This window comes from Streptomyces sp. SPB162 (assembly GCF_029504575.1).
Lineage (GTDB): Bacteria > Actinomycetota > Actinomycetes > Streptomycetales > Streptomycetaceae > Actinacidiphila.
The window spans coordinates 2150904-2174353 of record NZ_JAQFII010000001.1; the positions used below are offsets into that span (position 1 = coordinate 2150904).

A 23450-nucleotide genomic window follows, 5' to 3' on the forward strand; every position below is an offset into this window, starting at 1 on the left:
GAGCTCTCAGGTCAGGACGAGTTCTCAGGTCAGGACGAGCTCTCAGGTCAGGGGGCCCGCGCCCGGCTCCGCGTTCTCCTCCGGTGTGGGGAGGGTGAGCGTCGAGACGGCGCCGCCGTCGGGCGCGTTGGCGAAGCGCAGCTCCGCCCCGATCGTGCGGGCCTGGCCGATGGCGATCGTCAGGCCCAGGCCGTGACCCTTGTTGCCGTTGCTGGTGGGCTCGGTACGGAAGCGCTGCGGGCCGTGGTCGAGCAGGTAGGCGGGATAGCCGTCGCCGTGGTCCCGAACGGTGATGGCGGGGCCGTCGACGGTCAGGACCACCGGCGGGCGGCCGTGCCGGTGGGCGTTGCCGATCAGGTTGTCGAGAACCCGTTCGAGACGCCGCTGGTCCGTGACGAGACAGATGTCGTGGACGACGCGGACCTCGGCGGACAGCCCCGACGCGGCGACGGCGCGTTCGGCGAGCAGCCCGAGGAAGTGGGCGTCCGGTTCGACCTTCTCGGTACGGGAGTCGAGCCGGGATATCTCCAGCAGGTCCTCGGTGAGCCGGCGCAGCGCCTGCACCCGGTCCTGGACCAGTTCGGTGGGACGGCCCGGCGGAAGGAGTTCGGCGGAGGCGTGCAGACCGGCCAGCGGGGTGCGCAGCTCGTGGGCGACGTCGGCGGTGAAGCGCTGCTCGCTCTGCAGCCTGAGCTGGAGGGACGCGGCCATGGCGTCCAGGGCCGCGGAGACCGCGGCGACCTCGTCCTGGGCGCTGCTGGGACCGGCCGTGCGGGGGTCGGCCACCCGGGCGTCGAGGTCGCCCGCGCTGATCCGGCGGGCGACGGCCGCGGTCCTGTGCAGCCGGCGGGTGACCCGGGAGACGGCGAAGATCCCGATCAGCAGTGTGCCGCCGATGGCCAGGGCGGAGGACACGATGATCGCCCGGTCCAGCCCCCTGATGCTCTCCGCGCTGCGGGAGTAGTCGAGCGGCACGGCCAGCGCCTTCCCGCCGGCCGGACCGGCCGCCCACATCGTGCGGCGGCCGTCGACTTCGCCGAACATGGTGCCGCGCTCGCCGCGCAGCGCGAGGTCACGGAGCCGGTCGGGGAGGTCCGGCGGGTTCAGCGCGGAGCCGCGGCGCAGCGGGTCGCCCGCTATGTACGCCTGGGTGGCGGCGTCCAGCCGGCTCAGGGCGGTGGTGCGGGCCTGGCGGACGGTCTGCCGGGTCACCATGACGTGCACGAGGGTGCCGAGGACCAGCGCGACCACGCAGCACATCGCCGTGATGAAGACGGCGGCCTTCCAGTAGAGGGTCGCCGTCCAGGACGGCAGCCGCCCGCGCGGTCTCATCGGGACCGCTTCCACGAGGTGTCGGCTTCGTCGCCGTCGGAACCGGACCCACGGCGGCCGCCGTGGCCGGGCGGGGTGGCACGCCGGTAGTCGTCGCTCTGGATGGCCATGGCACGCGTCTGCGGGTCCCAGGTGTAGACCGTGCGCTGCTCGTACCCCTCGGACGGGGTCGGCTCCTGGACGATGAGGTTCCCGCCGGCCACCTGCACGGACATCGGCTTCGTGATGGTCGCCAGGATGCGGGTGAGCACTCCGTTGTGCAGGGTGTAGCAGCGCAGCGCGAGGAAGCCGTCGACCATGTCGACGCCGAAGACGGCGTCGGCCTTCCCGTCACCCGTCAGGTCGTAGTACTCGGGACTGCGGATCGGGCATCTGGGGTGCCCGGCGGCGCCCGGCCGGCAGGCGGCGGCCTTCGCCGCGGTGTCCTGGTCCAGCGCGTCCGTTCCGGTGCGCGCGTCCGGGGCCGCGGCCATCTCGGCCTGGATGACGGCGACGGGATCCACGCTCCTGATGTCCCCCGAAGTCACCTTGGGTATGCCGGGCACCCGAAACCGCCAGTGCGTTCTCCGGCTCCCCGGGCAGTTCGGTGGCCGGCGGCCGGTTGGGCCACAGCTTGGCGGGCGCGGACGCGACGGGCGTCGGCCCGGCACTCTCGGCGTCGTTCGTCGCGGAGCACCCCGTCATCAGTACGACGGCGCCCGTCCCCAGCAGGGCGAGCACGGTGCGGACGGCGGACAAGTCTCTCCCTGCGGCGGTTCGGGACACGGGATGGAACGGGGATCGATCCGGGGATCCAGGTCTATTGTCCGACAAGCTCATCCCACCGGCTTGACGCGGGGATGTGCCACCGGTCACGCGGCCGGTGCTGTTCCTGGAGACCTCGGAGGAGATGCCCCGGTCGGAGGAGGTCCACCGGATCCTCCCGGTCGGAGGAGGACCACCGGATCCTGCGGAGGCGAGCGCGGGCCGCTGCGGCCGTTCCCCGCGCTGCCGGTGGGGCGGGGGCGCGGGCGGATCCGCGTCGACGGACCCGCCCGGCGCGTCACGGTCACCTACTGGGCCGTGGTCGCGTCCTGCGGCTCAGCGGGCGACCACGTCGATGAGGACCTTGCCGACCGCGTCGTTCTCGACGGCCGCGTGCGCGTCGCCCGTCTTCTCCAGCGGGAAGCGGTGCAGCGGCAGCCCGGCGTCCTCGCCGACGCGCAGCGCACCGTCGGCGAGGGCGGCCGAGACGTCGGCGACGGCGTTCGCCTTCGCCCGCTCGGGGACGGTGTAGACGAGGACGCCCTGCCAGCGCAGGTTGGGCATCATCGCCTGCCGGATCGGGACGGTGATCTCGTCGCCACCGTTGTTGGCGTAGAAAGCGACGACCGCGTTCGGCGCGGCCACCGCGTGGTCGATGACGGCGTTCACGGCCGGGGCGACCTCGACGACGATGTCGACACCCTCGGGCGCCAGCAGCCGGATCGCCGCGGCGGCGTCCTGGGTGCGGTAGTCGACGACGTGGTGGGCGCCGGCGGCGCGCGCGAGTTCGGCCTTCCGCGTGCTGCTGACCGTCGTCACCACCGTGGCGCCGGCCCAGCGCGCCAGCTGGATCGCCGCGTTGCCGACCGCTCCCGCGCCGCCCGCGACCAGCACGGTGCGGCCGTCGAGGGAGCCGGGGGCGAGGCGGTCGGGCCCGCCGTCGGCGACCGTGAGGGTGCGGTGGGCGGTCAGCGCGGGGATGCCGAGGCTCGCGCCGAGGTCGAAGGATGCCTCGTCGGGCAGGAGCACCGCCTGCCGCTCGGGGAGCACCACGTACTCCTGCGCCGTGCCGTCGGCGCGCTGCCAGGCCGCTTCCCAGATCCACACCCGCTGCCCGACGCGCTCGGCCGCGACGCCCTCGCCCACCGCGTCGACCACCCCGGCGCCGTCCTGGTTCGGCACCTGCTCGGAGCCGTCGCCGGGGCCGCCCGTGGCACCCCGACGCGATTTCCAGTCCGTGGGGTTGACGCCCGAGACGTGCACCCTGACCCGGACCTCCCCCGCTCCCGGCGCCGGGATGGGCCGCTCGGTCAAGGACAGGACGTCGGGGCCGCCGGTGGTGCTGTGCACGATCGCCTTCATTGTCGTCATACCCGGTTACAAGGCCCGGGACCTGCCGCTTCTTCCCACCGTCCCGCCCCGGCGGGCGGATTCCCGCGGATTCCACCCATCCGCTTCATCCGCCGACCGCGAACGTCCGGGGTTCGCGGGCCCCGGCGAGTGATCCTGTCCGGAGGTCCCGTCGAGGGATCCCGCAACCGAGCGAAGGATGTCCGATGACCGTCGAACACATCACCCACGAACACATCCCCGGTGGCCGGGCATGAGCGCCGGGGCCGAGGGGACTGGATCCGGCACGGAACGCGGCAGTTTCTACGAGGCGGTGGGCGGTATCGACGGCCTGCGCCGGCTGACCGAGTCCTTCTACGTGGTGGTCCGCGCCGACCCGCTGCTCGCGCCGGTCTTCGCGCACTTCACCCCGACACACGTCGAGCACGTCGCGGTGTGGATGTCGGAGGTCTTCGGCGGGCCGGCCCGCTACACCGCCGAACTGGGCGGCCACCCCGGTCTCATCCGCAACCATCTGGGACTGTCCATCACGGAGGAACAGCGCGCCCGCTGGGCCGAGTTGATGATCGCCACCGCCGCGAAGGAACTGCCCGACGACGAGCTGCTGCAGCGGCGCTTTGCCGAGTACATCGAGTGGGGGACGCGGATCGCCCGCTCGGTCTCGCAACCGGGCGTCGAACCGGGCAGCCCGGGCCCGGTGCCGCAGTGGGGGTGGAACGGCCTGGTCTGACGAGGCGCCACCTGACGACCCGACCTACGGCAGGGCCGTTACCTCGACGAGGCTCTCGCCGGTCTCGGGTTCCGGCAGCACGACGGCTCCCGCGCTCGGGGTGATGCGGGGCCGGCGCGGCGAGCGGTCGCCGGACGCGCCGCCATGGCCGCGGTGCACCAGGAGGCCGTTGACGGGGTCGGGTGCGGCGTCGAGCGCGGCCACGGTGCCGGGCAGCCCGCGCCAGGACTCCCACTGCCGTTCCTCGCCGAAGCGGACCTCGAACACGACACCCCAGGAGTGGGCGTACCACTCCCAGCTCAACGCGCCGTTGGTGACCGCCGATTCGATGAGCGACTCCGCATGGGCGTCGCGCCACCGCGCGGCGGAGGTCCTGGCGTTGAGGATCTCGATCGACCACCAGTCCGCAGCCATGTCTTCGACGATAGACACGCGGGCGGCCGACGGCTAGAGAGTGTCTTCACATCGGCGTCGGCCGCCCGAAGGGCGGGGCCGACGGGGCCTGGTGCGTGCGATAGCAAGGCGGAGGAGGGAGTCCATGCGGTGGGGGCACCTCCCAGCGGTAGCTGGGGGCCATCGGCGACCGACGACAACGCCGCGAGCGTGCGTGCCAGGCCCCGTCGGCCAGACGAGGATGTGAAGACACGACCTAGAGCCGGGCGGCTGGAACACCACGCCGCCCGGCCCCGCCCGGTTCAGCTCTTGCCGAGCGCGTCCTCCACCGAGGCGAGCGTCTCGGTGACCCGCAGCGCGAAGCGCGCGTCGCAGGGGTGGGGCCGGCCGGTGCGGGCGGCGGTGATCAGGGCGTCGATCGCGTTCCGCAGCGCCTCCACCGCGCCTTCGCCGGGTCGCGGAGCCGTCACGACACCGCGCTCGCCGCGCAGCTCGACGGTGACTCCGGCGGCCGCTTCCGGTGCGGTCAGGCTGAGGGTGGCCGTGCTGGCCGCCCCGCCCGCGTGGCGCAGCGCCACATGGACGGTGTCGCCGCTGCCGCGGACGGCCGCGACATCGGTGACGTCGCCGAACACCGGCAGGAGCACCGACAGGGCGTGCGGCCCCACGTCCCACAGGCCGCCCTTCTCCCGGAGCCACGGGGATGCCGCGAACGGGCTGTCGCCGCCGGCGAAGACGGAGCCGAGCCAGTCGGCGCGGCCGGTGAACCAGCCGCCCACGGCGGCCTGTTGGTCGACCCACTCCCCCGTCGTCCGGTCGAAGCGGACGGTGAAGAAGACGACCGAGGCGACGCCCGCGGCCTCGACGGCCTCGACGACCGCGCGGGCCTCGCCGACGGTCGCCGCGAGCGGCTTGTCGAGCAACAGGTGGCGGCCGGCCACGGCGGCGCGGGCGGCCAGCGGCGCCTGGACGTCCGGGGGCAGCGCGATGGCGACCGCGTCCACGTCCGCGATCAGGGCGTCCACGTCGTCGTAGGCACGGGTGCCGTAGCGTGCCGCCAGTGCGGCCGCCGCCTCGGGCCTGCGGCCCCACACGCCGGTGAACTCGACGTCGGGGTGGCCGCTCAGGGCGGGCGCGTGGGCGATGTCGGCCCAGGGGCCGGTGCCGAGCAGTCCGACGCGGAACGTCATGAGGAGTACCGCTGGTAGCTGGTGCGGTCGAGGTCACGGATCTCGACGGACGTGTGGACGGTCAGGTCGGGCGTCCCGGTCGTGTGCTCGCGGGCGAGCGCGAGGACGGCGGTGCTCAGCTCCAGTTTGGTCTCGGGGGTGCGGCCGTCCAGCAGGGCGACCTGCACGTGGATCATCGCCTCGTCGGTCCCGCCGTCCGAGATGACGATCTCGTCCAGTGGGCGGAAGCGGGTCTTGCAGCCGGACACCTGCGCGTCCGCGATCTTGGCGACCAGGGGGTGCAGGGCCTGTGCGAAGCCCTGGCGGTCGAAGGTGTCGGTGAGGGTGGCGGAGTAGTCCACGGCTATGTGCGGCATGTCCGCAGCGTACTCAGTGATGATGGACCGATGCCCCTCTTTGATCGCTCCGGTGACCTCGCCGGACGCCGCCCCGAGACCACCGGAAGCGCGGGCGCCCGCAGGGCCCCCTGGGCGACCTCGGCCTATGTGACCGCCGTGCAGTCCGGGGCGTACGCGCTGCGGCCGCTGCCGGAGCCGGACCGCGAGGCGGTGCTGCGCGCGCACTCCACCAATGTCGACAATTTGCGGGCCGGTCGCTGGCACACCCTCCTGACCAGCGCCTTCCTGGTGGACCGGCCGATCGATCCGGCGTACGGGGCGATACTGCTCGGCGTTCTCGGCGGCGCCGAGGCCGTCTGGGGGTCGCGTCGGACGGCCGCGGTGTTCGCGCTGGGCCATTTCGGGGCGAGCCTGTTGGTATACGGCGGGCTGCGCGCGACGGACGCCGCGAAGGAGACCAGGTCGGCGGTGGACGTCGGGGCCAGCTACGGCCTGAACGCGGTGGTCGGGGCGGCCGTCGCATCCCTCCCCCACCGCACCGCACGGACCGTGGCGGCCGCGGCGGTACTGGGGCTTGCCGTGCGACCCCTGGTGCGCAAGGGACGCACGTTCACCGACGCCGGACATCTGGCGGCTCTTCTGCTCGGACTGGGCGCAGGTCACAGGGGTGCGTTCACACGGGGTTAACACGAGGGACACAGCCGGGAAAAACGTTCTTGCCATGCTGCCACCGGCTCGATCAACGGCGCTCGGCCAAGACCCCTCGTTCAGTGCACAACCGCACCCGCGAAGACAGTGGCTTGTTAAGGATGGCGCCCCGTGACCTACAAGGCTGAGTACATCTGGATCGACGGCACCTCGCCGACCGCCAAGCTTCGCTCCAAGACGAGGATCCTGGCCGACGGCGCCGAGCTCCCGACCTGGGGCTTCGACGGATCCAGCACCAACCAGGCCGTGGGTCACGCGTCGGACCGCGTACTCAAGCCGGTGTTCTCCTGCCCGGACCCGATCCGCGGCGGCGATGACGTCCTCGTCATGTGCGAGGTGCTCAACACCGACATGACGCCGCACGAGACCAACACCCGTGCGCTGCTCCGCCCGATCGCCGAGCAGTTCGCCGGCCAGGAGCCGATCTTCGGCATCGAGCAGGAGTACACCTTCTTCGACGGCTCCCGTCCGCTCGGCTTCCCCGTCAACGGCTTCCCCGCCGCGCAGGGCGGCTACTACTGCGGTGTCGGCTCGGACGAGATCTTCGGCCGCGACATCGTCGAGAAGCACCTCGAGAACTGTCTCACCGCGGGCCTGGCGATCTCCGGCATCAACGCCGAGGTCATGCCCGGCCAGTGGGAGTTCCAGGTCGGCCCGGTCTCGCCGCTGGAGGTCTCCGACCAGCTGTGGATCGCGCGCTGGCTGCTGTACCGCACCGCCGAGGACTTCAACGTCTCCGCCACCCTCGACCCGAAGCCGGTCAAGGGCGACTGGAACGGCGCGGGCGCGCACACCAACTTCTCCACCAAGGCCATGCGCGAGGGCTACGAGGCGATCATCACCGCCTGCGAGTCCCTCGGCGAGGGCAGCAAGCCGCTCGACCACGTCAAGAACTACGGCGCGGGCATCGACGAGCGCCTGACCGGCCTGCACGAGACCGCCCCGTGGAACGAGTACAGCTACGGCGTCTCCGACCGCGGCGCCTCGGTCCGCATCCCGTGGCAGGTCGAGGTCGAGCAGAAGGGCTACATCGAGGACCGGCGTCCGAACGCGAACGTCGACCCGTACGTCGTGACCCGCCTCATCGTCGAGACCTGCTGCACCGCGCTGGAGAAGGCCGACCAGGTCTGATCCGCTCCACCCGCACGTACTGAACGGCCGAGGGGCCCGTCGAGTCGACGGGCCCCTCGGCCGTTGTGACAGGTCAGCGCGGCGCGTTCAGTTGATTTCTCCGACCCCCTGACGGTGGGAATCCGCGGCCGCCCGGCCCCAGCCGTCCAAACCCCCGGACCCGGTGGTGGTGCCAGGTACACCCCAGTCGGGGGCCACCCCCAGTGACCTGCGCGGACGCCGTCGGCAGACTCGGTGATGCCAGGATGGCGACGCAGACGGCGACGCCAACGGCTGACCGAACGGGGAGGGGCGGCCATGAACATCCGCAACGCGGGACTCGCAGGGGTGCGGGCGCTCGCCCTGGCGGTGCTGGGCCTTGCCCAGTCGATCGTCCTCTTCGTGTTCTCCGTGCTGTCGATCGCGTTCATCGTGCTCGGCATCGGGATCTTCACCACGCCGTTGGTGATCGGCAGGGTGCGTGCCGCGGGCCGACCACCGCCGGGGGTTGGCGCTGCGCTGGTCGGGCGTCGAGATCGCCCACCCGTACCGCCCGGCGCCGGAGTTCGTGCCCGGGTTCGCCGGCCGGTGGCAGCGGCTGCAGTGGATCCTCAGGGACCCCGCGACCTGGCGTGACCTGCAGTGGCTGCTGGTCGACATGACGGCGGGCGCGATCCTCGCGTTCCTCACGGCCGGGCTGTTCACTGAGGGCGTCTTCGGCTGGGTGCTCGCCGCCTCCGTATGGCGGCCGATCGTGTCGGCGGGTGGCACCTACTGGTACGCGTTCATCCCGGTCCACGACCAGACGACGGCCGTGCTGGCGGCCCTGCTCGGCACCGTCTGGATCCTGCTCGGACTGCGTTTCGCCCCGGCGCTGCTGCACCGGCACGCCCTGCTCACCCGGGCCTTTCTCGCGCCCACCCCGGCGGCGGTGGAGGAGGCGCTCAAGCGGCGGGTGGTCCGGCTGGCGGAGACCCGCTCCGACGCGGTCGACAGCTCCGCCGCCGAACTGCGGCGCATCGAGCGGGACCTGCACGACGGCGCCCAGGCCCGGCTCGTCGCCATGGGGATGAACCTCGGTCTCGTCGAGCACCTCATCGAGCACGACCCGGCGAAGGCCCGGAAGATCCTCTCCGAGGCCCGGCAGTCCTCCGCCGACGCCCTCACCGAACTGCGGGACCTGGTGCGCGGCATCCACCCGCCGGTCCTCGCGGAGCGCGGACTCGGCGACGCCGTGCGGGCGCTGGCGCTGCGCGGCGCGATCCCGACGGACGTCGATGTCGACCTGCCCGGCCGCTTCGAGGCGCCGGTGGAGTCGGCGGCCTACTTCACGGTCTCCGAGCTCCTCACCAACGCCGCCAAGCACTCGGGCGCCGGGCGCGTCTGGATCGATCTGCGGCACGAGGACGGCATGCTGCGCGTCTCGGTCACCGACGACGGCAACGGCGGCGCCGACCTCTCGCGCGGCACCGGCCTGCGGGGCATCGAACGCCGACTCGGCGCGTTCGACGGCATCCTGGCCGTGAACAGCCCGGTGGGCGGACCGACCATGGCGACCATGGAACTGCCGTGCACGCCGGTCGCCCCGGCGGCCGGCGAGGGGCGGAAGGCCGGAACGGCCTGAGTCGGCGGTCGACCGGGGCGCGTTGTCAGTGACGGCCGCTACGGTGGGCCGTATCCCATCAGCGCTGGCTGCGCCGGGAGGGCCCCGCCGACAGCGCGGCGGGGCCCAGCAGCGTCCCCTCCCCCGCCCACCATGGAGTTGCCGTGCGCGTCGTCCTCGCCGAAGACCTGTTCCTGCTGCGTGACGGACTGGTCCGGCTGCTGGAGGCGTACGACTTCGAGATCGCCGCCGCGGTCGACAACGGACCCGAACTGCAGCGCGCCCTGGTCGAGTTGCGGCCGGACGTGGCGGTGGTGGATGTGCGGCTGCCGCCGTCGTTCACCGACGAGGGTCTGCAGGCGGCGCTGTTCGCCCGGCGCGAGATCCCGGGCCTGCCGGTACTCGTGCTCTCCCAGCACGTGGAGCAGTTGTACGCCCGGGAGTTGCTCGCCGACGGCAGTGGCGGGGTCGGCTATCTGCTGAAGGACCGGGTGTTCGACGCGGACCAGTTCGTCGACGCGGTGCGGCGGGTGGCCGGTGGCGGTACGGCGATGGATCCGCAGGTGATCTCGCAGCTGCTGGCCCGCAACGTGCGCAACGAGCCGCTGGGGCAGTTGACCCCCCGCGAGAGCGAGGTGATGGCGCTGATGGCCGAGGGCCGCTCCAACGTCGCGATCGCGGAGCGGCTGGTGGTGACGGAGCGGGCCGTCGCCAAGCACACGTCGAACATCTTCGCCAAGCTCGACCTGCCGCTGTCCGACGACGACAACCGCCGGGTGCTGGCCGTGCTGGCCTACCTGGACCGCTCCTGAGCGGCCCGGGCCGTCATCCCGCCCGGCGCGCGGCGAACAGGAAGCAGCCGTACTCCAGGGCCCGGACGTGCACCAGAGCGATCTCCGGATCGGCGAACATCGCGGCCAGCTCCGCGTCCGCGGCGCCCGCCGCCACCTCGTCGTCGGTGAGCCGGACGTGCCGGCCGCCCAGGATGCGGCCGTCGGCGCTGTAGGCGCGGAAGACCCGGTCGGCCCCGTGCATCGCCGGCGGGTAGCCGGCGGCGGACGGCGGGCCGGGGCAGTCGTCCGCGTCGGCGTGCACGAACACCGGTCCCAGCTCCAGGTACGGGCCCGGGTCGGCGCCGGTCTCCGCCGCCCAGTGGCGCAGCGGGGCGTAGGAGAGCAGCGCGAGCCGGTCGCCGGGCGCGGCGTGCCGCAGGCAGCAGCGCAGCGGCGAGCCGCCTTCCTCGTCGGTGCTCAACTCCGGCGCCCGGCCCGCGTCGTCGGTCTCCCGCAGGCGGCCGAGCAGGACGGGGTCGACGGCGTGGGTACGGAAAACGGTGGTCTCTCGGGTGATGGTCATACGTCTACGATCGCCCCGGACGCGGCCGGGTTCCGGCGGGAATCGGACGTCGCCCTGCAGGGTGACGGGCGGTGTGGGCGGCCGGTGCGAGTGACGCGTGCGCGAGGCCGGCGCGCATAATGCGCGGCTCCCGATATGCGCCGAACGGCCCGCCCCGGGCCGTCACCGGCCGGGCTGCCCGTACCGCCCCGAGTGACCATCGCACCAATCACTCGTTTGACGCCGTGTGGACACATCGGAAGCGACAGTTCTGCACTCTTTCGGGGGGCGTCCCCCGACCATCCAGGTCGAGGAGGCCGAGGCCTCGATCGTCGAGAACTATCCGCACCTGGTGCGGCTGGCGTATCTGACGCTGCCGGCCGCTCTCGGCCGGCACCGCAGGGTGCTGGCCGCGCACACCCTCGTGCAGCGGGCGCTGCCGCGCGGGCGGCGCGCGCCCGATCAGGCCGCCGCCGACGCGGGCGGCCCGCGTGGTGGTCCGCCGGATCCGGCGTATGCGCTGGTGCGCCAGGAGGTGCTGCGCGGGGCAGTGGCGCACGGCGTGGAGGAGGGGTGGCGCAAGCGGGTGCACGACGCCCGCGACCGGTTGCCGCTGCCGCACGTGTGGGGGTTGCGGCTGCACCCCAAGGCGGGCGGCACGGACGAACTGGCGCTGGACCGTTCGCTCTCCGGGCTCGGCAGCCCCGCCCGCGCAGCGTTCGCGCTGGGCACGCTGGAGGGGCTGCCCGAACGCGAGGTCCGCAAGGTGCTGGCCGCGGCGGGCGTCGCCGATCCCCGCGCCGCCGTCACCGAGGCCGCCACCGCCACCGCTGAGGGCAGCGAGGGCGCCGGGGCGGTCCGAGTGCTGCTCGGCGGGGGCGAGTTCGACCCGTGCACGGTGCAGGCGCGGCCGACCGATCTGCTGCGCCGGCGCCAGCACATGCGGGTCGCGGGCGCCGCGGTCGCGGCCGTGGTGGTCGCGGCGGTGCTGCTGTCGCTGACCGGATCCGACGGCGGCTCCGGTTCGTACGCCGACGGTTCGTACACCGACGGGGGCCCCCGCCGGGTCCGCGAGCCCGCTGGAGTCGTCGGCGCTGCTGCGGGCCGACGCGGTCCTGTGGGAGCACACGTCGCGGATGGACTTCACCGCCTGGCCCGCCCGGGGCGGCCGCAAGGACGACGCCGAACTGCTGCGCCGCGCGCTCGCCGTGTGGTCGCGGCCCGGGCAGCGTGTGCGGGTCTCGGCGACCCCCGGCACCTCGCGGGGGCTGCCCGCCCAGCCGCCGCAGCTCCTCTACGCGGGCGACGTGGGCGCGGCGGCCGTGGTCGTGCTCTACGACGGAATGCGGATCGTCCGGTACGCGGAGCCGCAGGACGGCACGGGCTACGCGGCGCTGGACTTCGCGCGGGTGGACGACGCGGACGTCACCACCGGTGCGGCCGTCGTCGTCGGCCGCATCGACGGCAACACCCGCTTCCTGACCGCCCCCTGGGTCGATGAAGCGCAGACCCGCGACCTGCTGCAGCCGAACCGGCCGGGGCAGCCCCTGCACATCACGGCCGACGGGGTCACCGACCCGGTCCGCACGCCGGGCGCGGGCGCGCCGGAGGGCCAGTGCGGGACGGCGTGGCCGGTGCTGCAGTTCCACTCCTCGACGAAGATCGTGGAGCAGCACTCGTTCCTGCTGACCGATCTGGGCGACCTGACCCCCGTCCATCTCACCTACACCCCGCCGCCGGGCGGCGCGGCCGCCCCGGCCCGGCAGCCGCGCGAGGCGACCGGGTCGCAGGCCCTGCTGAACTGGGCGCACAGCGCCTGCCGGCTCGGGACGCTGCGCGGCCAGGGCGTACGGGCCGTCAACAACTGGGAGTTCGCCGAGCAGCGGCTGCCGGAGGGCGGCGCCGCCGCGTCCTGGGTGTGCACCCGTACGGATACCTGGCGCGGTGCCGGCGAGGTGATGGTGCAGTTCCAGCCGCCCGGCTCGTCGCCGACCGCTCCGGCGGCGGTGGCCGCCGAGGCGCAGAACACCAACGCCTGCAGCCGGTTCGGGCAGCATGTGCTGGCCGGCGTCATGTGGAAGTCCCCGGCCGGTCACTGGTTCCTCCTCGCGGCCGGCAGCCGCGACGTCACCAAGGTCTCCGCCACCGGCGGCATCCGCGCGAGCGCGGACGGCCCGCTGCTCGCCGTCCGCGTGGAACGCGGCGTGAACGCCAAACTGACGGCCCGGCTGACGACCGGCGGGACGCTGGATTCGCTGGGGTAGGGCGGGCGGTCAGGCGGTGGGGACGCGCAGGGCCATCGTGACGTGGTCATCCGCGTGACCGTCCGCGACCCAGCCCTGGCGGGCATAGAACGCGCGGGCACGCCGGTTGGGCGCGAAGACGTCCAGCCGGACGGTTTCCAGCGCGGCGTCCTGCCAGGCCGTGACGCAGGCCCCGTGCAGGGCGCTGCCGAGGCCCGCCCGCCAGAGGTCCGGGTCGACGTGGAACTGGTAGAGCTTCTCGTCGCCGGGCCGGAACCCGAGCACCGCGAAGGCCACGATCCGGCCCTCGCGCAGCGCGCAGAGCACCCTGCGGTCGGCCGCCCCGATGGCGCGCTCGGTGCCGGCCCGGCAGCGGCCCAGCTCGTCGGGGCCGTCGTACTCCTCCTCGGGCAGGTGCCCCGCGTAGTACGTGGCGCGGGCCCTGCGGTGCACGTCGGCGATATCGTCCAGATCATCGGGGTGGGCGTCACGGATCGTGACGGAGGCGGTGTCCATGCTCCCCTGGACGCGGCCTCGGGGGCGGCCGGTTCCGGGCCGGGGGCCGCAGGTGACAATGGCAGCCATGAGCGATCTTCACGGTGACGGTGTCACCTTCCGGCAGGCCACCGTGGACGACATACCCGCCCTCGTCGCCCTGTACGACGGCGCTGCCCGCTGGATGCAGCGGAACGGCATCGACCAGTGGAAGCCCGGCCAGAAGAGCGCGGACCACTTCCTGCTCCGCATGAAGGAGGGCGAGGTCTGGCTCGCCCACGCCGGCGGCGCCGCCCCGGTCGGCGGCTGGGAAGTGTGGTGGGACGACGAGCCGGCCTGGGGCCCGCAACCGCCGGTCGCGGGCTACATCCACCGCCTGATGACCGACCGCACGACCGCCCCGCCGAACCTCGGCCGCGCGATGCTCACCCGAGCGGAACACCGCATCGCCGCCACCGGCCGCACCCTCAGCCGCCTGGACTGCGTCTCGACCAACCCCCGCCTGCGCGCGTACTACGAGTCGGCGGGCTACACGGTGACCGGAGAGCAGCCCCTGAAAGACGGCGGCGGGGGTAGCCGGTACGCGGTGACCCTCCTGGAAAAGCGGCTGGTCAGCTGACCCAACGGGCAGGGCCCGTCTCCCCTGGTGGGGAGACGGGCCCTTTCGTCATGCTCGTCGGTTATCGAGCGGTGTAGACCGCGACCGTGCGGGCCGGGACCTTGAAGGTTCCGGTGGGTTTGTCGTAGGCCGCCTGCTTGACCGTGGGGTCGGCGCCGGCGGACTGGATCGGGTGCAGGGTGTAGGACGTGCCCGACAGGGCGGCCACCCGCTGGGTCTGGGTGGTGGGGGTGGCGTTGAAGACCACGACCAGGTCGCCGAGGCGCATCGTGATGACGCCCGGGGTCTCGTCCTGGCCCGACAGCGGGAAGGAGAGCCGGTCCTGCACCTGGGCCGCGGAGGTCAGCGCGAAGGCCGGTTCCGTGGAGCGGATCCTGAGCAGGTCCTGGTAGGCCGCGGAGGCGCCGGTGATCTCGGCACAGCCGGGGCGCAGGGCCGGGGAGGCCAGCAGCGGCTTGGCGAACGGCCACTTGGCCTGGTTGTCGGCGGCCGGCGGCAGGCCCCGGCCGAAGCCGTTGCCCGTGGCGCAGTCCCAGTGGATGGCGTTGAACCAGTCACCGGAGTCGAAGGAGTTGCGGTCCAGGGACTTGGACCGCAGCAGGTCACTGCCCGCCTGGTAGAGCGCCGGACCCTGGGAGAGCATGGCGGTCGACTCGGCGAGCACCTGCATCCGCGCCCGGTCGGCCGGCGTCGTGGCGGCCGGGAGCTTGAAGGCGAGCGCGTCGTACAGGGCTTCGTTGTCGTGCGCGTCGACGTAGGCGAGGGCGTCGCCCGGCGCCGCCGCGTAGCCGGCGGGCTGCCCGTTGTAGTCGACCCCGGATCCGCGCACCTGCTTCCCGTTGGAGTCCGTGAAGGTGAACGCGCTCAGGTTGCCGGTCAGCCCGACCTTGATGAGGTCCTGGTAGTGCAGCAGCCGGGCCTTCTGCTCGGCGGGAGTGCCGTTGGCGGTCGAGGGGTTGGGGTCGGTGTAGAGGCCGCTGCCGAAGCCCTGCACGCCGGGGTCGGCGTCGAACGGGCTGCCGCCGCGTACCGCGTCCCGCGCCCGGTCGCTGAAGGTGGCGATGCCGGTGCCGGCCATGTTGGCCTGGGTGGCCTGCTCGAAGCGGGCGTTGTCGGCGACCTCGCCGAAGTTCCAGCCCTCGCCGTACATGATGATCTTCTTGCCGTCGACGCCGTCCTTGGCGAGGGTCAGCGCGTCCAGCGCCTTGCGGACGGCCAGGATGTTCGCCTTCGGGTGGTGGCCCATGAGGTCGAAGCGGAACCCGTCGACCTTGTACTCCTTCGCCCAGGTGACGAGCGAGTCGACGACCAGCTTGCCCATCATCGCGTTCTCCGGCGCGGTGTTGGAGCAGCAGGTGGAGTTGGCGACGCTGCCGTCGGCCATCAGCCGCTGGTAGTAGCCGGGCACGATCTTGTCGAGGACGGAGGTGTCGGCCTGGCCGGAGGCGGAGGTGTGGTTGTAGACCACGTCCATCACCACCCGCAGCCCGGCCCCGTTGATCCCCTGCACCATCTGCCGGAACTCCGTGGTGCGGGCGGCGCCGTCCGGGTCGGTGGCGTAGGAGCCCTCGGGAACCGTGTAGTGGTACGGGTCGTAGCCCCAGTTGTAGGCGTCCTTGGCCGCGGCCTTGGCCACGCACTCCTGCTGCTTCTCGGAGTCGGCGGGGAAGGAGGCGAGGTCGCACTCCGGCACCGCCTGGTCTGCGGTCTTCTCCGGGACGGTCGCGAAGTCGAACGCGGGCAGCAGGTGCACGTAGTCCGTGCCGGCTTTCGCCAGCGCCCGCAGGTGCGTCATGCCCGCGGAACCCGCGACGGTGAACGCGGCGTACTTGCCGCGCCGCGCCGCCGGGACGGTGGTGTCCGCGACCGAGAAGTCACGGATGTGCAGCTCCTGGATCTGCGCCCGGCTCAGCGGCACCGCCGCCGGCTTCGCCTGCCGCTGCCACCCCTGGGGGGCGAGCTTCGGGTCGGCGAGGTCCACGAGGAGACTGCGGGCCGAGTCGGCGGTCAACGCGACCGAGTACGGGTCGGTCACCAGGTTCGTGACCAGCTTCTGGACGCTCGGCGCCCAGACGGTCACCGCGTACCGGTACGGCTTGCCCGTCCAGTCGCGGCCACCGGTCACCGACCAGACGCCGCTGGCGGCATCCCGCCGCATTGGAACGGTCCTGCCGTCGATCTCGACCGCGACGCGGTGCGCGGTGGGCGCCCAGACCGACAGGGTGGGCCGGCCGTGGTCGAAGACCGGGCCGAGCGCCGCGCGCTGCGCCTTCGCGGCGTACAGGTCGTCGAGCACCCCTTGCGTCTGCACGCCGGTGGCGGCGAGCAGCGCGCCGTTCGCGGCGCGCTGGGTGGCGATGAGCTGGCCGGGCAGCGCGGCGCCGATCCGGTCGCGGTCGCGCGGGTCGACGGTGAAGGCCGCGTACTCCTTCAGCTGCGGGTACTTCGCCTTCTGGGCGGCGGTCAGGCCGCCCGCGACCTGGGACAGCCGCAGCCAGTGGCCCTCGTCGGACAGGGCACCGTCCTTGACGGTGATGCCGCCGTCGGGGGCGTAGACGAGCTGCTGGCCGGCGGACGCGCTCGCGTCGGTGTGCCAGGCGACGGTGTAGCGGTCGATCCACTGCGCCTGCGCCTTGGTCAGGTCCAGGTCACCACCCGTGCCCTTGGGCTGCGGGAGCAGGTACTTCGGCGTTCCGGCCAACAGCCACACCTCATGCCCGGTGGAGGCGAGGTCCAGGGACTGGTCCGAGGGCAGGTCCTTGGCGTCGCCGTTGTGGAGGATGTAACTCAGCGACGTGGCGCCCGGCGCGAGCGGCACCTCGTACACCGCACCATAGGCGTCGATCCGCGTCGGCTGGAGCGGCTTGGTCCAGTCGGTGGGCGTGGCGGCGCCGGTCCAGGTGTGCAGGCCCCAGTGGGCGTAGTCGCCGTCGGCGCGCTGGTAGTGCAGGACGGCCTTCGTCGTGTCCTGCGGCGGGTAGGCGCCGGCGGGGGCGGCGTTCAGCACCTCGGGACTGCCCTGCTTGATCCACACCTCGCCGGTCTTCGTCAGGTCGACGGCCCGGTCCGCGTCGGTGTCCTTGACGCCGTTCTTGTCGACGGCGATGAAGCCGACGCCGGCCGCGCCCGGCTTGAGCTTGACGTAGGCGAAGGCGCCGTAGGCGTCCCGTCCGGTGAAGGGCTTGCCGGCCGGCCACGTGGTGCCCTCGCCGTCCGCGATGTCGCCCCACGTGTAGAGGCCCCAGTCGGCGTAGTCGCCGTCGGTGCGCTGGTAGTGGACGACGGCGTAGTCGCGGGAGACCGCGCTGGGCGGCGTCTCGTGGACGGGCGCGCCGCTGGTGGTCTCCGCGGTCGCGCTGCTCGTGCGGCCGGCGGAGTCGGTCACCACGGCCTTGTAGCGCAGTGCGGTTCCGGCCGGGACGGCCGGGTCGATCACCTGGGTGACTGTGTAGGGCGCGTGGTCGGCGGAGCCGAGCACCTGCCACTTGGCGTTGCCGACCTGGGCGGCGAAGACCACCCGGTCGAGCTGTCCGCCGGTCACGGCGGCGGAGGCCTCGACGGTGCCGGTGGCGCCGGCGGCGGGTGCGCGCAGCGTGATGGACGGCCGGGTGGCGGGGGCGCCGAGCGGCTTGTCCGCCTGGTAGACGACGGAGGACAGGGCGGGGACGGTCAGGCTGATCGTGCTGTCGCCGCCGCTGCGCACGGTGCCGGTGGCGCCGTAGAGCGCACCGAAGTCCGCTCCGGCGACGCCGGTCGGCACCGCCACGGTCTTCGCCTCGGTCGCGTTGTTCACCGCGACCAGGTACTCGGTCCTGGTCTTCACGTCCGTACGGGAGTAGGCGTACACGCCCGCGCCGTCGGCCGCGTACCGCTCGGTCTGTACGCCGTCGCGCAGCGCGGGGTTGGCCTTGGTCAGCTGCGAGAGCGCGGCGATCGTCCGGTACAGCGGCGCCGCGGTGTCGTAGGCGTCACTGGCGTGGGTGCGGTCGGTGCCCAGCTCGTCGTCGTCGAGGTAGTCGGCGACCTTGGAGGCGAACATCGTCTGCCGGGCGTCCTTGTCGCCGCCGGCCCCGGTGAAGCCCTGCTCGTCGCCGTAGTAGACGACGGGGTTGCCGCGGCTGAGGAACATCAGCTCGTTGGCGAGCTTGTCCCTGCGGACCAGCTCCGCGTCGGTGGCGCCGGGGTTGTCCTGCTGGAGGAAGGTCCCGATGCGGCCCATGTCGTGGTTGCCGAGGAACGTCACCGACTCGTAGGCGTTGGCCTTGTCGGTGGTGTACCGGTAGTCCTGCGCGAAGAGGCCGGCGAGCTTGGCCGCGGAGCCGCCCTGGGAGGCGTAGGAGCGGGCGGCGTCCTGGAAGGGGAAGTCCAGGGTGGCGTCGAGCCGGCCCTGGGTGACATAGGGCGAGGTGATCGCGGTGTCGGCGGAGTAGACCTCGCCGAACATGAAGAAGTCCTTCCGCCCGTGCCGGGCGGCGTACTGGTCGAGCGCGGTGGCCCACTGGGTCCAGAACGGCAGGTCGACGTGTTTGACGGTGTCGATCCGGAAGCCGTCGATCGCGAAGTCCTTGACCCACTTCTCGTAGATCTTCTCCATGCCCTGGACGACCTCGGGACGCTCGGTCCACAGGTCGTCGAGGCCGGAGAAGTCACCCTGGTCGGTGCTCTCCCCGGCATAGGTGGAGTCACCCCGGTTGTGGTACATCGACGGGTCGTTGAGCCAGGCCGGCACCTTGACGTTCTTCTTCTCCGGCGCCACGACGGGCGTCCGCGCGAAGGAGTCGGCGTCGACCGCCGGGAAGTCCTTCCCGGCTGCCGCCGTGGCGAAGTCGGTGTCGTCGAAGGGCGTCCCGTCCTTGCTCAGGTACGGGAACGCGCCCTTGGAGAGGTAGGAGTACGCCTTCTCCTGGTAGTCCACGACGTCGGCGGTGTGATTGGTGATGACGTCGAAGAAGATCTTCATGCCCTTGGCGTGGGCGGCCGCGATGAGCTTCTTCAGGTCGTCGTTGGTCCCGAAGTGCGGGTCGACCTGGGTGAAGTCGGTGATCCAGTAGCCGTGGTAACCGGCGCTGGCGTCCTTCCCCGTGCCCTGCACGGGCTGGTTCTTGAAGATCGGCGCCATCCAGATGGCGGTGGTGCCGAGCCCCTTGATGTAGTCGAGCTTCCCGGTCAGTCCCTTGAGGTCGCCGCCCTGGTAGAAGCCCTTGTCGGTGGGGTCGTAGCCGGTGGCGAGCCGGGAGCCGGTGAGTCCGCCGGTGTCGTTGCGGGGGTCGCCGTTGGCGAACCGGTCCGGCAGGACGAAGTAGAACTGCTCACGCGTGAGGTCGTGGCGGGCCGGCTGGGCGGCGAGCGCCGCGTCGGACGGCGGGGCGGGTGGCGCGGCGGCCAGGGCGGGCACGGCGGCCGGCACGGTGGCCAGCAGCAGCGCCGACACCACCGTCGCTGCCACACGTCGTATGCGTGCGGGTACGGACACGGGCGGGTCTCCTCGTAGCGGAAAAAGCTCGTGCCGGGGGCACTACGCGCCGAGGTCCCGCGGCTGCCCGGCGGCACCGCCGGGCGCTGCGGACGCTATCGCTGCCCGCCCCTTGCAGCAAGACCTTGCAACGCACTTTGTGGGGCCTGGGCCTGCATCGGACACCTGCAGGTAACGGCAACGTCACATTCGAGAGGCGTGGCCGAAACTTTCTTGCAGGCTCTTTCGCAAGGTCTTACATCGCTGTTACGTTCCTGCCCAGCCCGAGCAGCCGCACAGCACCAAGCGGTGCGCATCACCCACTCCAGGGTGAACCGGGTTTTACCCTCATCAAGGAGACAGGTATGCGACGCGGCATATCCGCCGTGGCGATGGCCGCGGCCATCGTTCTCGGGGCCACCGCCTGTGGCGGCAGCAGCGACAACAAGAGCACCGGGGACGCGGCGAAGGACCCGGCCGGAGTCTCCGGCGAGATCACGTACTGGGACACGTCGGACGCCACGAACGAGGCGCCCGTCTACCAGGCCCTGATCAAGACCTTCGAGGCCAAGTACCCGAAGATCAAGGTCAAGTACGTCAACGTCCCCTTCGCGGACGTGGAGCAGAAGTTCAAGACGGCGGCGCAGAGCGGCAAGGGCGCGCCCGACGTGGTCCGGGCCGACGTCGGCCTGATCCCGGAGTACGCCTCCCTGCACTACATCGCCCCGCTGGACGGCACCGCCGCCCTCAAGGAGACGACGGACTTCACGCAGGGCCCGCTCAACACCACCAAGTACGAGGGCAAGACCTACGGGGTCCCGTCGGTCACCGACACCCTGGGCCTGCTCTACAACAAGGAGATCTTCGCCAAGGCCGGCATCGCGAAGCCGCCGACCACCTGGGACGAGTTCATCTCCGTCTCGAAGACCATCAAGGAGAAGACCGGGGTCACGGGCACGTACCTCAACCCGGACACCTACTTCCTGATGCCGATGCTCTTCGGTGAGGGCACCGACCTCGCGGACGCCGCCGCCAAGAAGATCACGATCAACTCCCCGGAGGCGGTCAAGGCGGTCACCAAGGCGAAGGAGATCTACGACACCTCCTCACAGAAGGTGGACTTCGCCAGCGCCTACGACAACATGCAGACCTCGTTCAAGAACGGCAAGGTCGCCATGCTGATCCAGGGCCCCTGGTCGGTCAGCGACGACATCAGCGGCTCGGCCTTCAAGGGCAAGGAGTCCAACCTCGGCTACGCCCCGGTCCCGGCCGGCTCCACCGGCAAGCCGCAGGCGCCCACCGGCGGCCACGACCTCGCGGTCTACCAGGGCTCCAAGAACCTGGACGCCGGCTACCTGTTCACCGAGTTCATGACCAGCTCGGCCAGCCAGGTCACCATCGCCACCAAGACCGGCACCCTGCCGACGCGTACCTCCGCGTACACGCCGGCGGTCACCGCCGACCCGAAGATCGCCGGCTTCAAGGGGATCATGGACACCGCCCGCCCCCGCGTGGCGCTCCCCCAGGTCGGCAGCCTCTTCACGCCGCTCCAGCAGCAGTACGTGAAGATCCTGCAGGGCCAGGTCTCGGTCCAGGCCGGACTGGACGCGGCGGCCGGCGAGTTCGCCAAGCTCCTGCCGGGCTTCACCAAGTAACCGCACGGCACCAGACTCCGGTCCGGTCGGCCGGGGCCCCGTCCTCCTCCGGGAGGGTCGGGGCCCACGCGCCCGGCCGTCCGGGCCGGGCCGTACGCGCGGCCCCGGAGATCGAGCCACCCCGCCCGCCCCGCTCCGAGGGGCGCTCCGGGGCCGCGACACCACCCGCACCATCATCCGTAATCGTGGAAAGAGCCGATGAGTGATGACCACCGCAGCCCTTGACGGGCAACAGCAGGGGAAACAGCGCGGCAAGGCCCCGCGCCCCGGCCTCGTGACGCTGTTCAAGCGCTCGTGGGACAAGCACTGGTACGCCTGGGCCATGGTCGCCCCGGTGGTCATCGTGATCGGCGTCCTGGTGCTGTACCCGCTGGGTTACGGCATCTACCTGTCGTTCACGAACGCCACCGAGACGAACATCGCCAAGGACATCGGCCCCGTCCACATCCCGGCGACCTACCACCTGGTGGGTTTCGACAACTACTGGAAGATCCTCTCGGGCCAGGACGGTGACTTCTACCCGCGGCTCATCTGGACCGTCATCTGGACGCTGACCTGCGTCGCCTTCACCTACGCCATCGGCATGGGCATGGCGCTGCTGCTCAACCGCCCGGCGAAGTTCCGGCTCTTCTACCGCCTCTCGCTGATCCTGCCCTGGGCCATCCCGGCCTTCGTCAGCGTCTTCGCCTGGCGGCTGATGCTCAACTCGCAGTACGGCGTCTTCAACTCGATCCTCACCCACGTCGGGCTGCCGGCCCAGGACTGGCTGGGCACGCCCTTCGCCCAGAAGGTCGCGGTCATCATGGTGAACGTCTGGGCGGGCGTACCCTTCATGATGGTCGCCCTCCTCGGCGGCATGCAGTCCATACCCCAGGAGCTCTACGAGGCCGCCGAGATGGACGGCGCCTCCCCCTGGAAGCGGTTCCTGCACATCACGCTCCCCGGCCTGCGCCCGGTCAGCAACACCGTGATCCTGCTCGGGGTGATCTGGACGTTCAACATGTTCCCGATCATCTTCCTGCTGCTGGGGCAGACGAACAGCGGGGACACCGACATCCTCGTGACCTACGCCTACCGCAAGGCGTTCACCGGGGTGTCCGACTACTCGGGCGCCGCGTCGTACGGCATGGTCATCCTCGCCATCCTGCTGGTCTTCTCCACCTTCTACCGCCGCTACCAGGCCAAGACCGAGCAGGCGTAAGGAGCCATGACGATGAGTGCAACAGCCCACACCGGCACGACGAAGAGCGCCGACGCGTCCCGTTCGGCCGCGGTGCCCGCCCGCCGCGCGGGCCGCAAGCGCGGCGAACGCAGCCGCGGCGCCTCGCTCGCCCTGCACACCACGCTCATGGTCGCCAGCGCCGTCGCGATCTTCCCGGCGCTGTGGATCGCGTTCATCTCCTTCGGGCCGAAGAACGCGTGGACGGACCCGGGCGAGATCTTCTCCCACCTGAGCCTGCAGAACTACCGGAACATCCTGCACACCAACTTCCCGAAGTGGTTCCTCAACTCGGCGATCGTCGCGGCCGCGACGACCGTGCTCGGCGTCATGCTGTCGGCGAGCGCCGGCTACGCCATCTCGCGGATGAAGTTCCCCGGCCACAAGCAGCTGATGTGGACCTTCCTGACGACGCAGATGTTCCCCATGGCCGTGCTGATCGTGCCGCTGTACAACCTGCTCGGCGAGCTCGGCCTCCTCGACAGCTACCTCGGCCTGATCGTCACCTACTGCACCATCTCGGTGCCGTTCTGCGCCTGGATGCTCAAGGGATACTTCGACACCATCCCGCACGAGATCGACGAGGCGGGCCGGATCGACGGCCTCACCCCGTTCGGCACGTTCTGGCGGCTGATCCTGCCGCTGGCCCGCCCGGGGCTGGCCGTCACCGCCTTCTACAGCTTCCTGACCGCCTGGGGCGAGGTCGCCTACGCGAGCCAGTTCATGAGCACCAACGAGAACTTCACGCTGGCGGCCGGCATCCGCACCCTCGCCACCGACCAGCGCGCGGACTGGGGCTCGCTGACCGCCGCCGCGGTGATCATCGCCATCCCGGCCGCCCTCGTCTTCTTCGTGGTCCAGCGCCACCTGGTCTCCGGCCTCACCGCCGGCGCCGCCAAGTCCTGATCGTCGCTGCGGTGTCGCGACACCGCAG

General features: G+C 71.8%; 19 protein-coding genes and 1 pseudogene. 10 read left to right on the top strand and 10 right to left on the bottom strand.

Annotated elements, in window-relative coordinates; all coding sequences use genetic code 11:
• Positions 1-42 precede the first annotated feature (42 nt).
• The 3 genes from M2266_RS09975 to M2266_RS09985 form a co-directional block, all read right to left on the bottom strand.
• Positions 43-1332, bottom strand: a complete 1290-nt coding sequence (locus tag M2266_RS09975; RefSeq protein WP_277437851.1) for a HAMP domain-containing sensor histidine kinase — start codon at positions 1330-1332, stop codon at positions 43-45.
• The gene (locus tag M2266_RS09980; RefSeq protein ID WP_277437852.1) at positions 1329-1835 is read right to left on the bottom strand and encodes a hypothetical protein; all 507 of its coding nucleotides are present in this window, start codon (positions 1833-1835) and stop codon (positions 1329-1331) included. The genes M2266_RS09975 and M2266_RS09980 overlap by 4 nt, the downstream gene beginning before the upstream one ends.
• A gap of 577 nt (positions 1836-2412) precedes the next feature.
• Positions 2413-3447 carry an NADPH:quinone reductase gene (locus tag M2266_RS09985; protein WP_346780878.1) on the bottom strand — a complete coding sequence of 345 codons (1035 nt, stop codon included), beginning with the start codon at positions 3445-3447 and terminating at the stop codon, positions 2413-2415.
• Positions 3448-3679: 232 nt separating this feature from the next.
• Between M2266_RS09985 and M2266_RS09990 the strand changes: the two genes are divergently transcribed.
• Positions 3680-4156, top strand: a complete 477-nt coding sequence (locus M2266_RS09990; protein ID WP_277437853.1) for a group II truncated hemoglobin — start codon at positions 3680-3682, stop codon at positions 4154-4156.
• Positions 4157-4180: 24 nt separating this feature from the next.
• Here M2266_RS09990 and M2266_RS09995 read toward each other — a convergent pair whose 3' ends face one another.
• The 3 genes from M2266_RS09995 to M2266_RS10005 all read right to left on the bottom strand — a co-directional run bounded on the left by M2266_RS09995 (position 4181) and on the right by M2266_RS10005 (position 6095).
• Positions 4181-4570 carry a hypothetical protein gene (locus tag M2266_RS09995; RefSeq protein ID WP_277437854.1) on the bottom strand — a complete coding sequence of 130 codons (390 nt, stop codon included), beginning with the start codon at positions 4568-4570 and terminating at the stop codon, positions 4181-4183.
• 281 nt (positions 4571-4851) lie between these two features.
• The gene (locus M2266_RS10000; RefSeq protein ID WP_277437855.1) at positions 4852-5739 is read right to left on the bottom strand and encodes a Gfo/Idh/MocA family oxidoreductase; all 888 of its coding nucleotides are present in this window, start codon (positions 5737-5739) and stop codon (positions 4852-4854) included.
• Positions 5736-6095, bottom strand: coding sequence for an isomerase (locus M2266_RS10005; protein ID WP_277437856.1), 360 nt, complete (start codon positions 6093-6095; stop codon positions 5736-5738). The genes M2266_RS10000 and M2266_RS10005 overlap by 4 nt, the downstream gene beginning before the upstream one ends.
• A gap of 30 nt (positions 6096-6125) precedes the next feature.
• Here M2266_RS10005 and M2266_RS10010 point away from each other — a divergent pair, with 30 nt between their 5' ends.
• From M2266_RS10010 to M2266_RS10025, 4 genes and pseudogenes are all read left to right on the top strand, one after another.
• Entirely contained in the window at positions 6126-6764 is a 639-nt protein-coding gene (locus M2266_RS10010; protein WP_277437857.1) for a rhomboid-like protein, read from the top strand.
• A 132-nt stretch (positions 6765-6896) separates the two neighbouring features.
• Entirely contained in the window at positions 6897-7916 is a 1020-nt protein-coding gene (gene glnII, locus M2266_RS10015) for a glutamine synthetase (protein ID WP_277437858.1), read from the top strand.
• Positions 7917-8213: 297 nt separating this feature from the next.
• A pseudogene (locus M2266_RS10020) lies at positions 8214-9519 on the top strand (sensor domain-containing protein).
• A gap of 143 nt (positions 9520-9662) precedes the next feature.
• Complete coding sequence (locus M2266_RS10025; protein ID WP_277437859.1) at positions 9663-10310, top strand: response regulator transcription factor; 648 nt, start codon at positions 9663-9665, stop codon at positions 10308-10310.
• 13 nt (positions 10311-10323) lie between these two features.
• Here the strand turns inward: M2266_RS10025 and M2266_RS10030 are convergent, their stop codons facing one another.
• A complete protein-coding gene (locus tag M2266_RS10030; protein ID WP_277437860.1) occupies positions 10324-10854 on the bottom strand; it encodes a DUF1203 domain-containing protein in 531 nt (176 codons plus the stop codon).
• A 208-nt stretch (positions 10855-11062) separates the two neighbouring features.
• Positions 11063-11980: a hypothetical protein gene (locus M2266_RS32305; protein WP_346780879.1), complete on the bottom strand. Its 918-nt coding sequence runs from the start codon at positions 11978-11980 to the stop codon at positions 11063-11065.
• On the opposite strand from M2266_RS32305, the gene M2266_RS32310 reads away from it, so the two are divergent.
• On the top strand, positions 11970-13097 hold the full coding sequence (locus M2266_RS32310; protein ID WP_346780880.1) for a hypothetical protein: 1128 nt from the start codon (positions 11970-11972) through the stop codon (positions 13095-13097). The genes M2266_RS32305 and M2266_RS32310 overlap by 11 nt on opposite strands.
• A 9-nt stretch (positions 13098-13106) precedes the next feature.
• On the opposite strand, the gene M2266_RS10040 is transcribed toward M2266_RS32310, so the two are convergent.
• Positions 13107-13661, bottom strand: coding sequence for a GNAT family N-acetyltransferase (locus tag M2266_RS10040; RefSeq protein WP_277437861.1), 555 nt, complete (start codon positions 13659-13661; stop codon positions 13107-13109).
• On the opposite strand from M2266_RS10040, the gene M2266_RS10045 reads away from it, so the two are divergent.
• Complete coding sequence (locus tag M2266_RS10045) at positions 13660-14190, top strand: GNAT family N-acetyltransferase (RefSeq protein ID WP_277437862.1); 531 nt, start codon at positions 13660-13662, stop codon at positions 14188-14190. The genes M2266_RS10040 and M2266_RS10045 overlap by 2 nt on opposite strands.
• Before the next feature lie 61 nt (positions 14191-14251).
• Here the strand turns inward: M2266_RS10045 and pulA are convergent, their stop codons facing one another.
• Entirely contained in the window at positions 14252-19663 is a 5412-nt protein-coding gene (gene pulA, locus M2266_RS10050) for a pullulanase-type alpha-1,6-glucosidase (RefSeq protein ID WP_277437863.1), read from the bottom strand.
• Positions 19664-20007: 344 nt separating this feature from the next.
• Between pulA and M2266_RS10055 the strand changes: the two genes are divergently transcribed.
• From M2266_RS10055 to M2266_RS10065, 3 genes are all read left to right on the top strand, one after another.
• A complete protein-coding gene (locus M2266_RS10055) occupies positions 20008-21297 on the top strand; it encodes an extracellular solute-binding protein (RefSeq protein ID WP_277437864.1) in 1290 nt (429 codons plus the stop codon).
• 205 nt (positions 21298-21502) lie between these two features.
• A complete protein-coding gene (locus M2266_RS10060) occupies positions 21503-22498 on the top strand; it encodes a sugar ABC transporter permease (RefSeq protein ID WP_277437865.1) in 996 nt (331 codons plus the stop codon).
• A gap of 12 nt (positions 22499-22510) precedes the next feature.
• Positions 22511-23422 (top strand): carbohydrate ABC transporter permease, encoded by a 912-nt coding sequence (locus M2266_RS10065; RefSeq protein ID WP_277437866.1) that lies wholly within the window; start codon positions 22511-22513, stop codon positions 23420-23422.
• Positions 23423-23450: the final 28 nt, after the last annotated feature.

Coding starts and splice junctions, on each gene's coding strand:
- M2266_RS09975 (WP_277437851.1), bottom strand. CDS start 1,332: ATGAGACCGCGCGGGCGGCTGCCGTCCTGGACGGCGACCCTCTACTGG.
- M2266_RS09985 (WP_346780878.1), bottom strand. CDS start 3,447: ATGACGACAATGAAGGCGATCGTGCACAGCACCACCGGCGGCCCCGAC.
- M2266_RS09990 (WP_277437853.1), top strand. CDS start 3,680: ATGAGCGCCGGGGCCGAGGGGACTGGATCCGGCACGGAACGCGGCAGT.
- M2266_RS09995 (WP_277437854.1), bottom strand. CDS start 4,570: ATGGCTGCGGACTGGTGGTCGATCGAGATCCTCAACGCCAGGACCTCC.
- M2266_RS10000 (WP_277437855.1), bottom strand. CDS start 5,739: ATGACGTTCCGCGTCGGACTGCTCGGCACCGGCCCCTGGGCCGACATC.
- M2266_RS10005 (WP_277437856.1), bottom strand. CDS start 6,095: ATGCCGCACATAGCCGTGGACTACTCCGCCACCCTCACCGACACCTTC.
- M2266_RS10010 (WP_277437857.1), top strand. CDS start 6,126: ATGCCCCTCTTTGATCGCTCCGGTGACCTCGCCGGACGCCGCCCCGAG.
- M2266_RS10030 (WP_277437860.1), bottom strand. CDS start 10,854: ATGACCATCACCCGAGAGACCACCGTTTTCCGTACCCACGCCGTCGAC.
- M2266_RS32310 (WP_346780880.1), top strand. CDS start 11,970: ATGGACTTCACCGCCTGGCCCGCCCGGGGCGGCCGCAAGGACGACGCC.
- M2266_RS10045 (WP_277437862.1), top strand. CDS start 13,660: ATGAGCGATCTTCACGGTGACGGTGTCACCTTCCGGCAGGCCACCGTG.
- M2266_RS10040 (WP_277437861.1), bottom strand. CDS start 13,661: ATGGCTGCCATTGTCACCTGCGGCCCCCGGCCCGGAACCGGCCGCCCC.
- M2266_RS10055 (WP_277437864.1), top strand. CDS start 20,008: ATGCGACGCGGCATATCCGCCGTGGCGATGGCCGCGGCCATCGTTCTC.
- M2266_RS10060 (WP_277437865.1), top strand. CDS start 21,503: ATGACCACCGCAGCCCTTGACGGGCAACAGCAGGGGAAACAGCGCGGC.
- M2266_RS10065 (WP_277437866.1), top strand. CDS start 22,511: ATGAGTGCAACAGCCCACACCGGCACGACGAAGAGCGCCGACGCGTCC.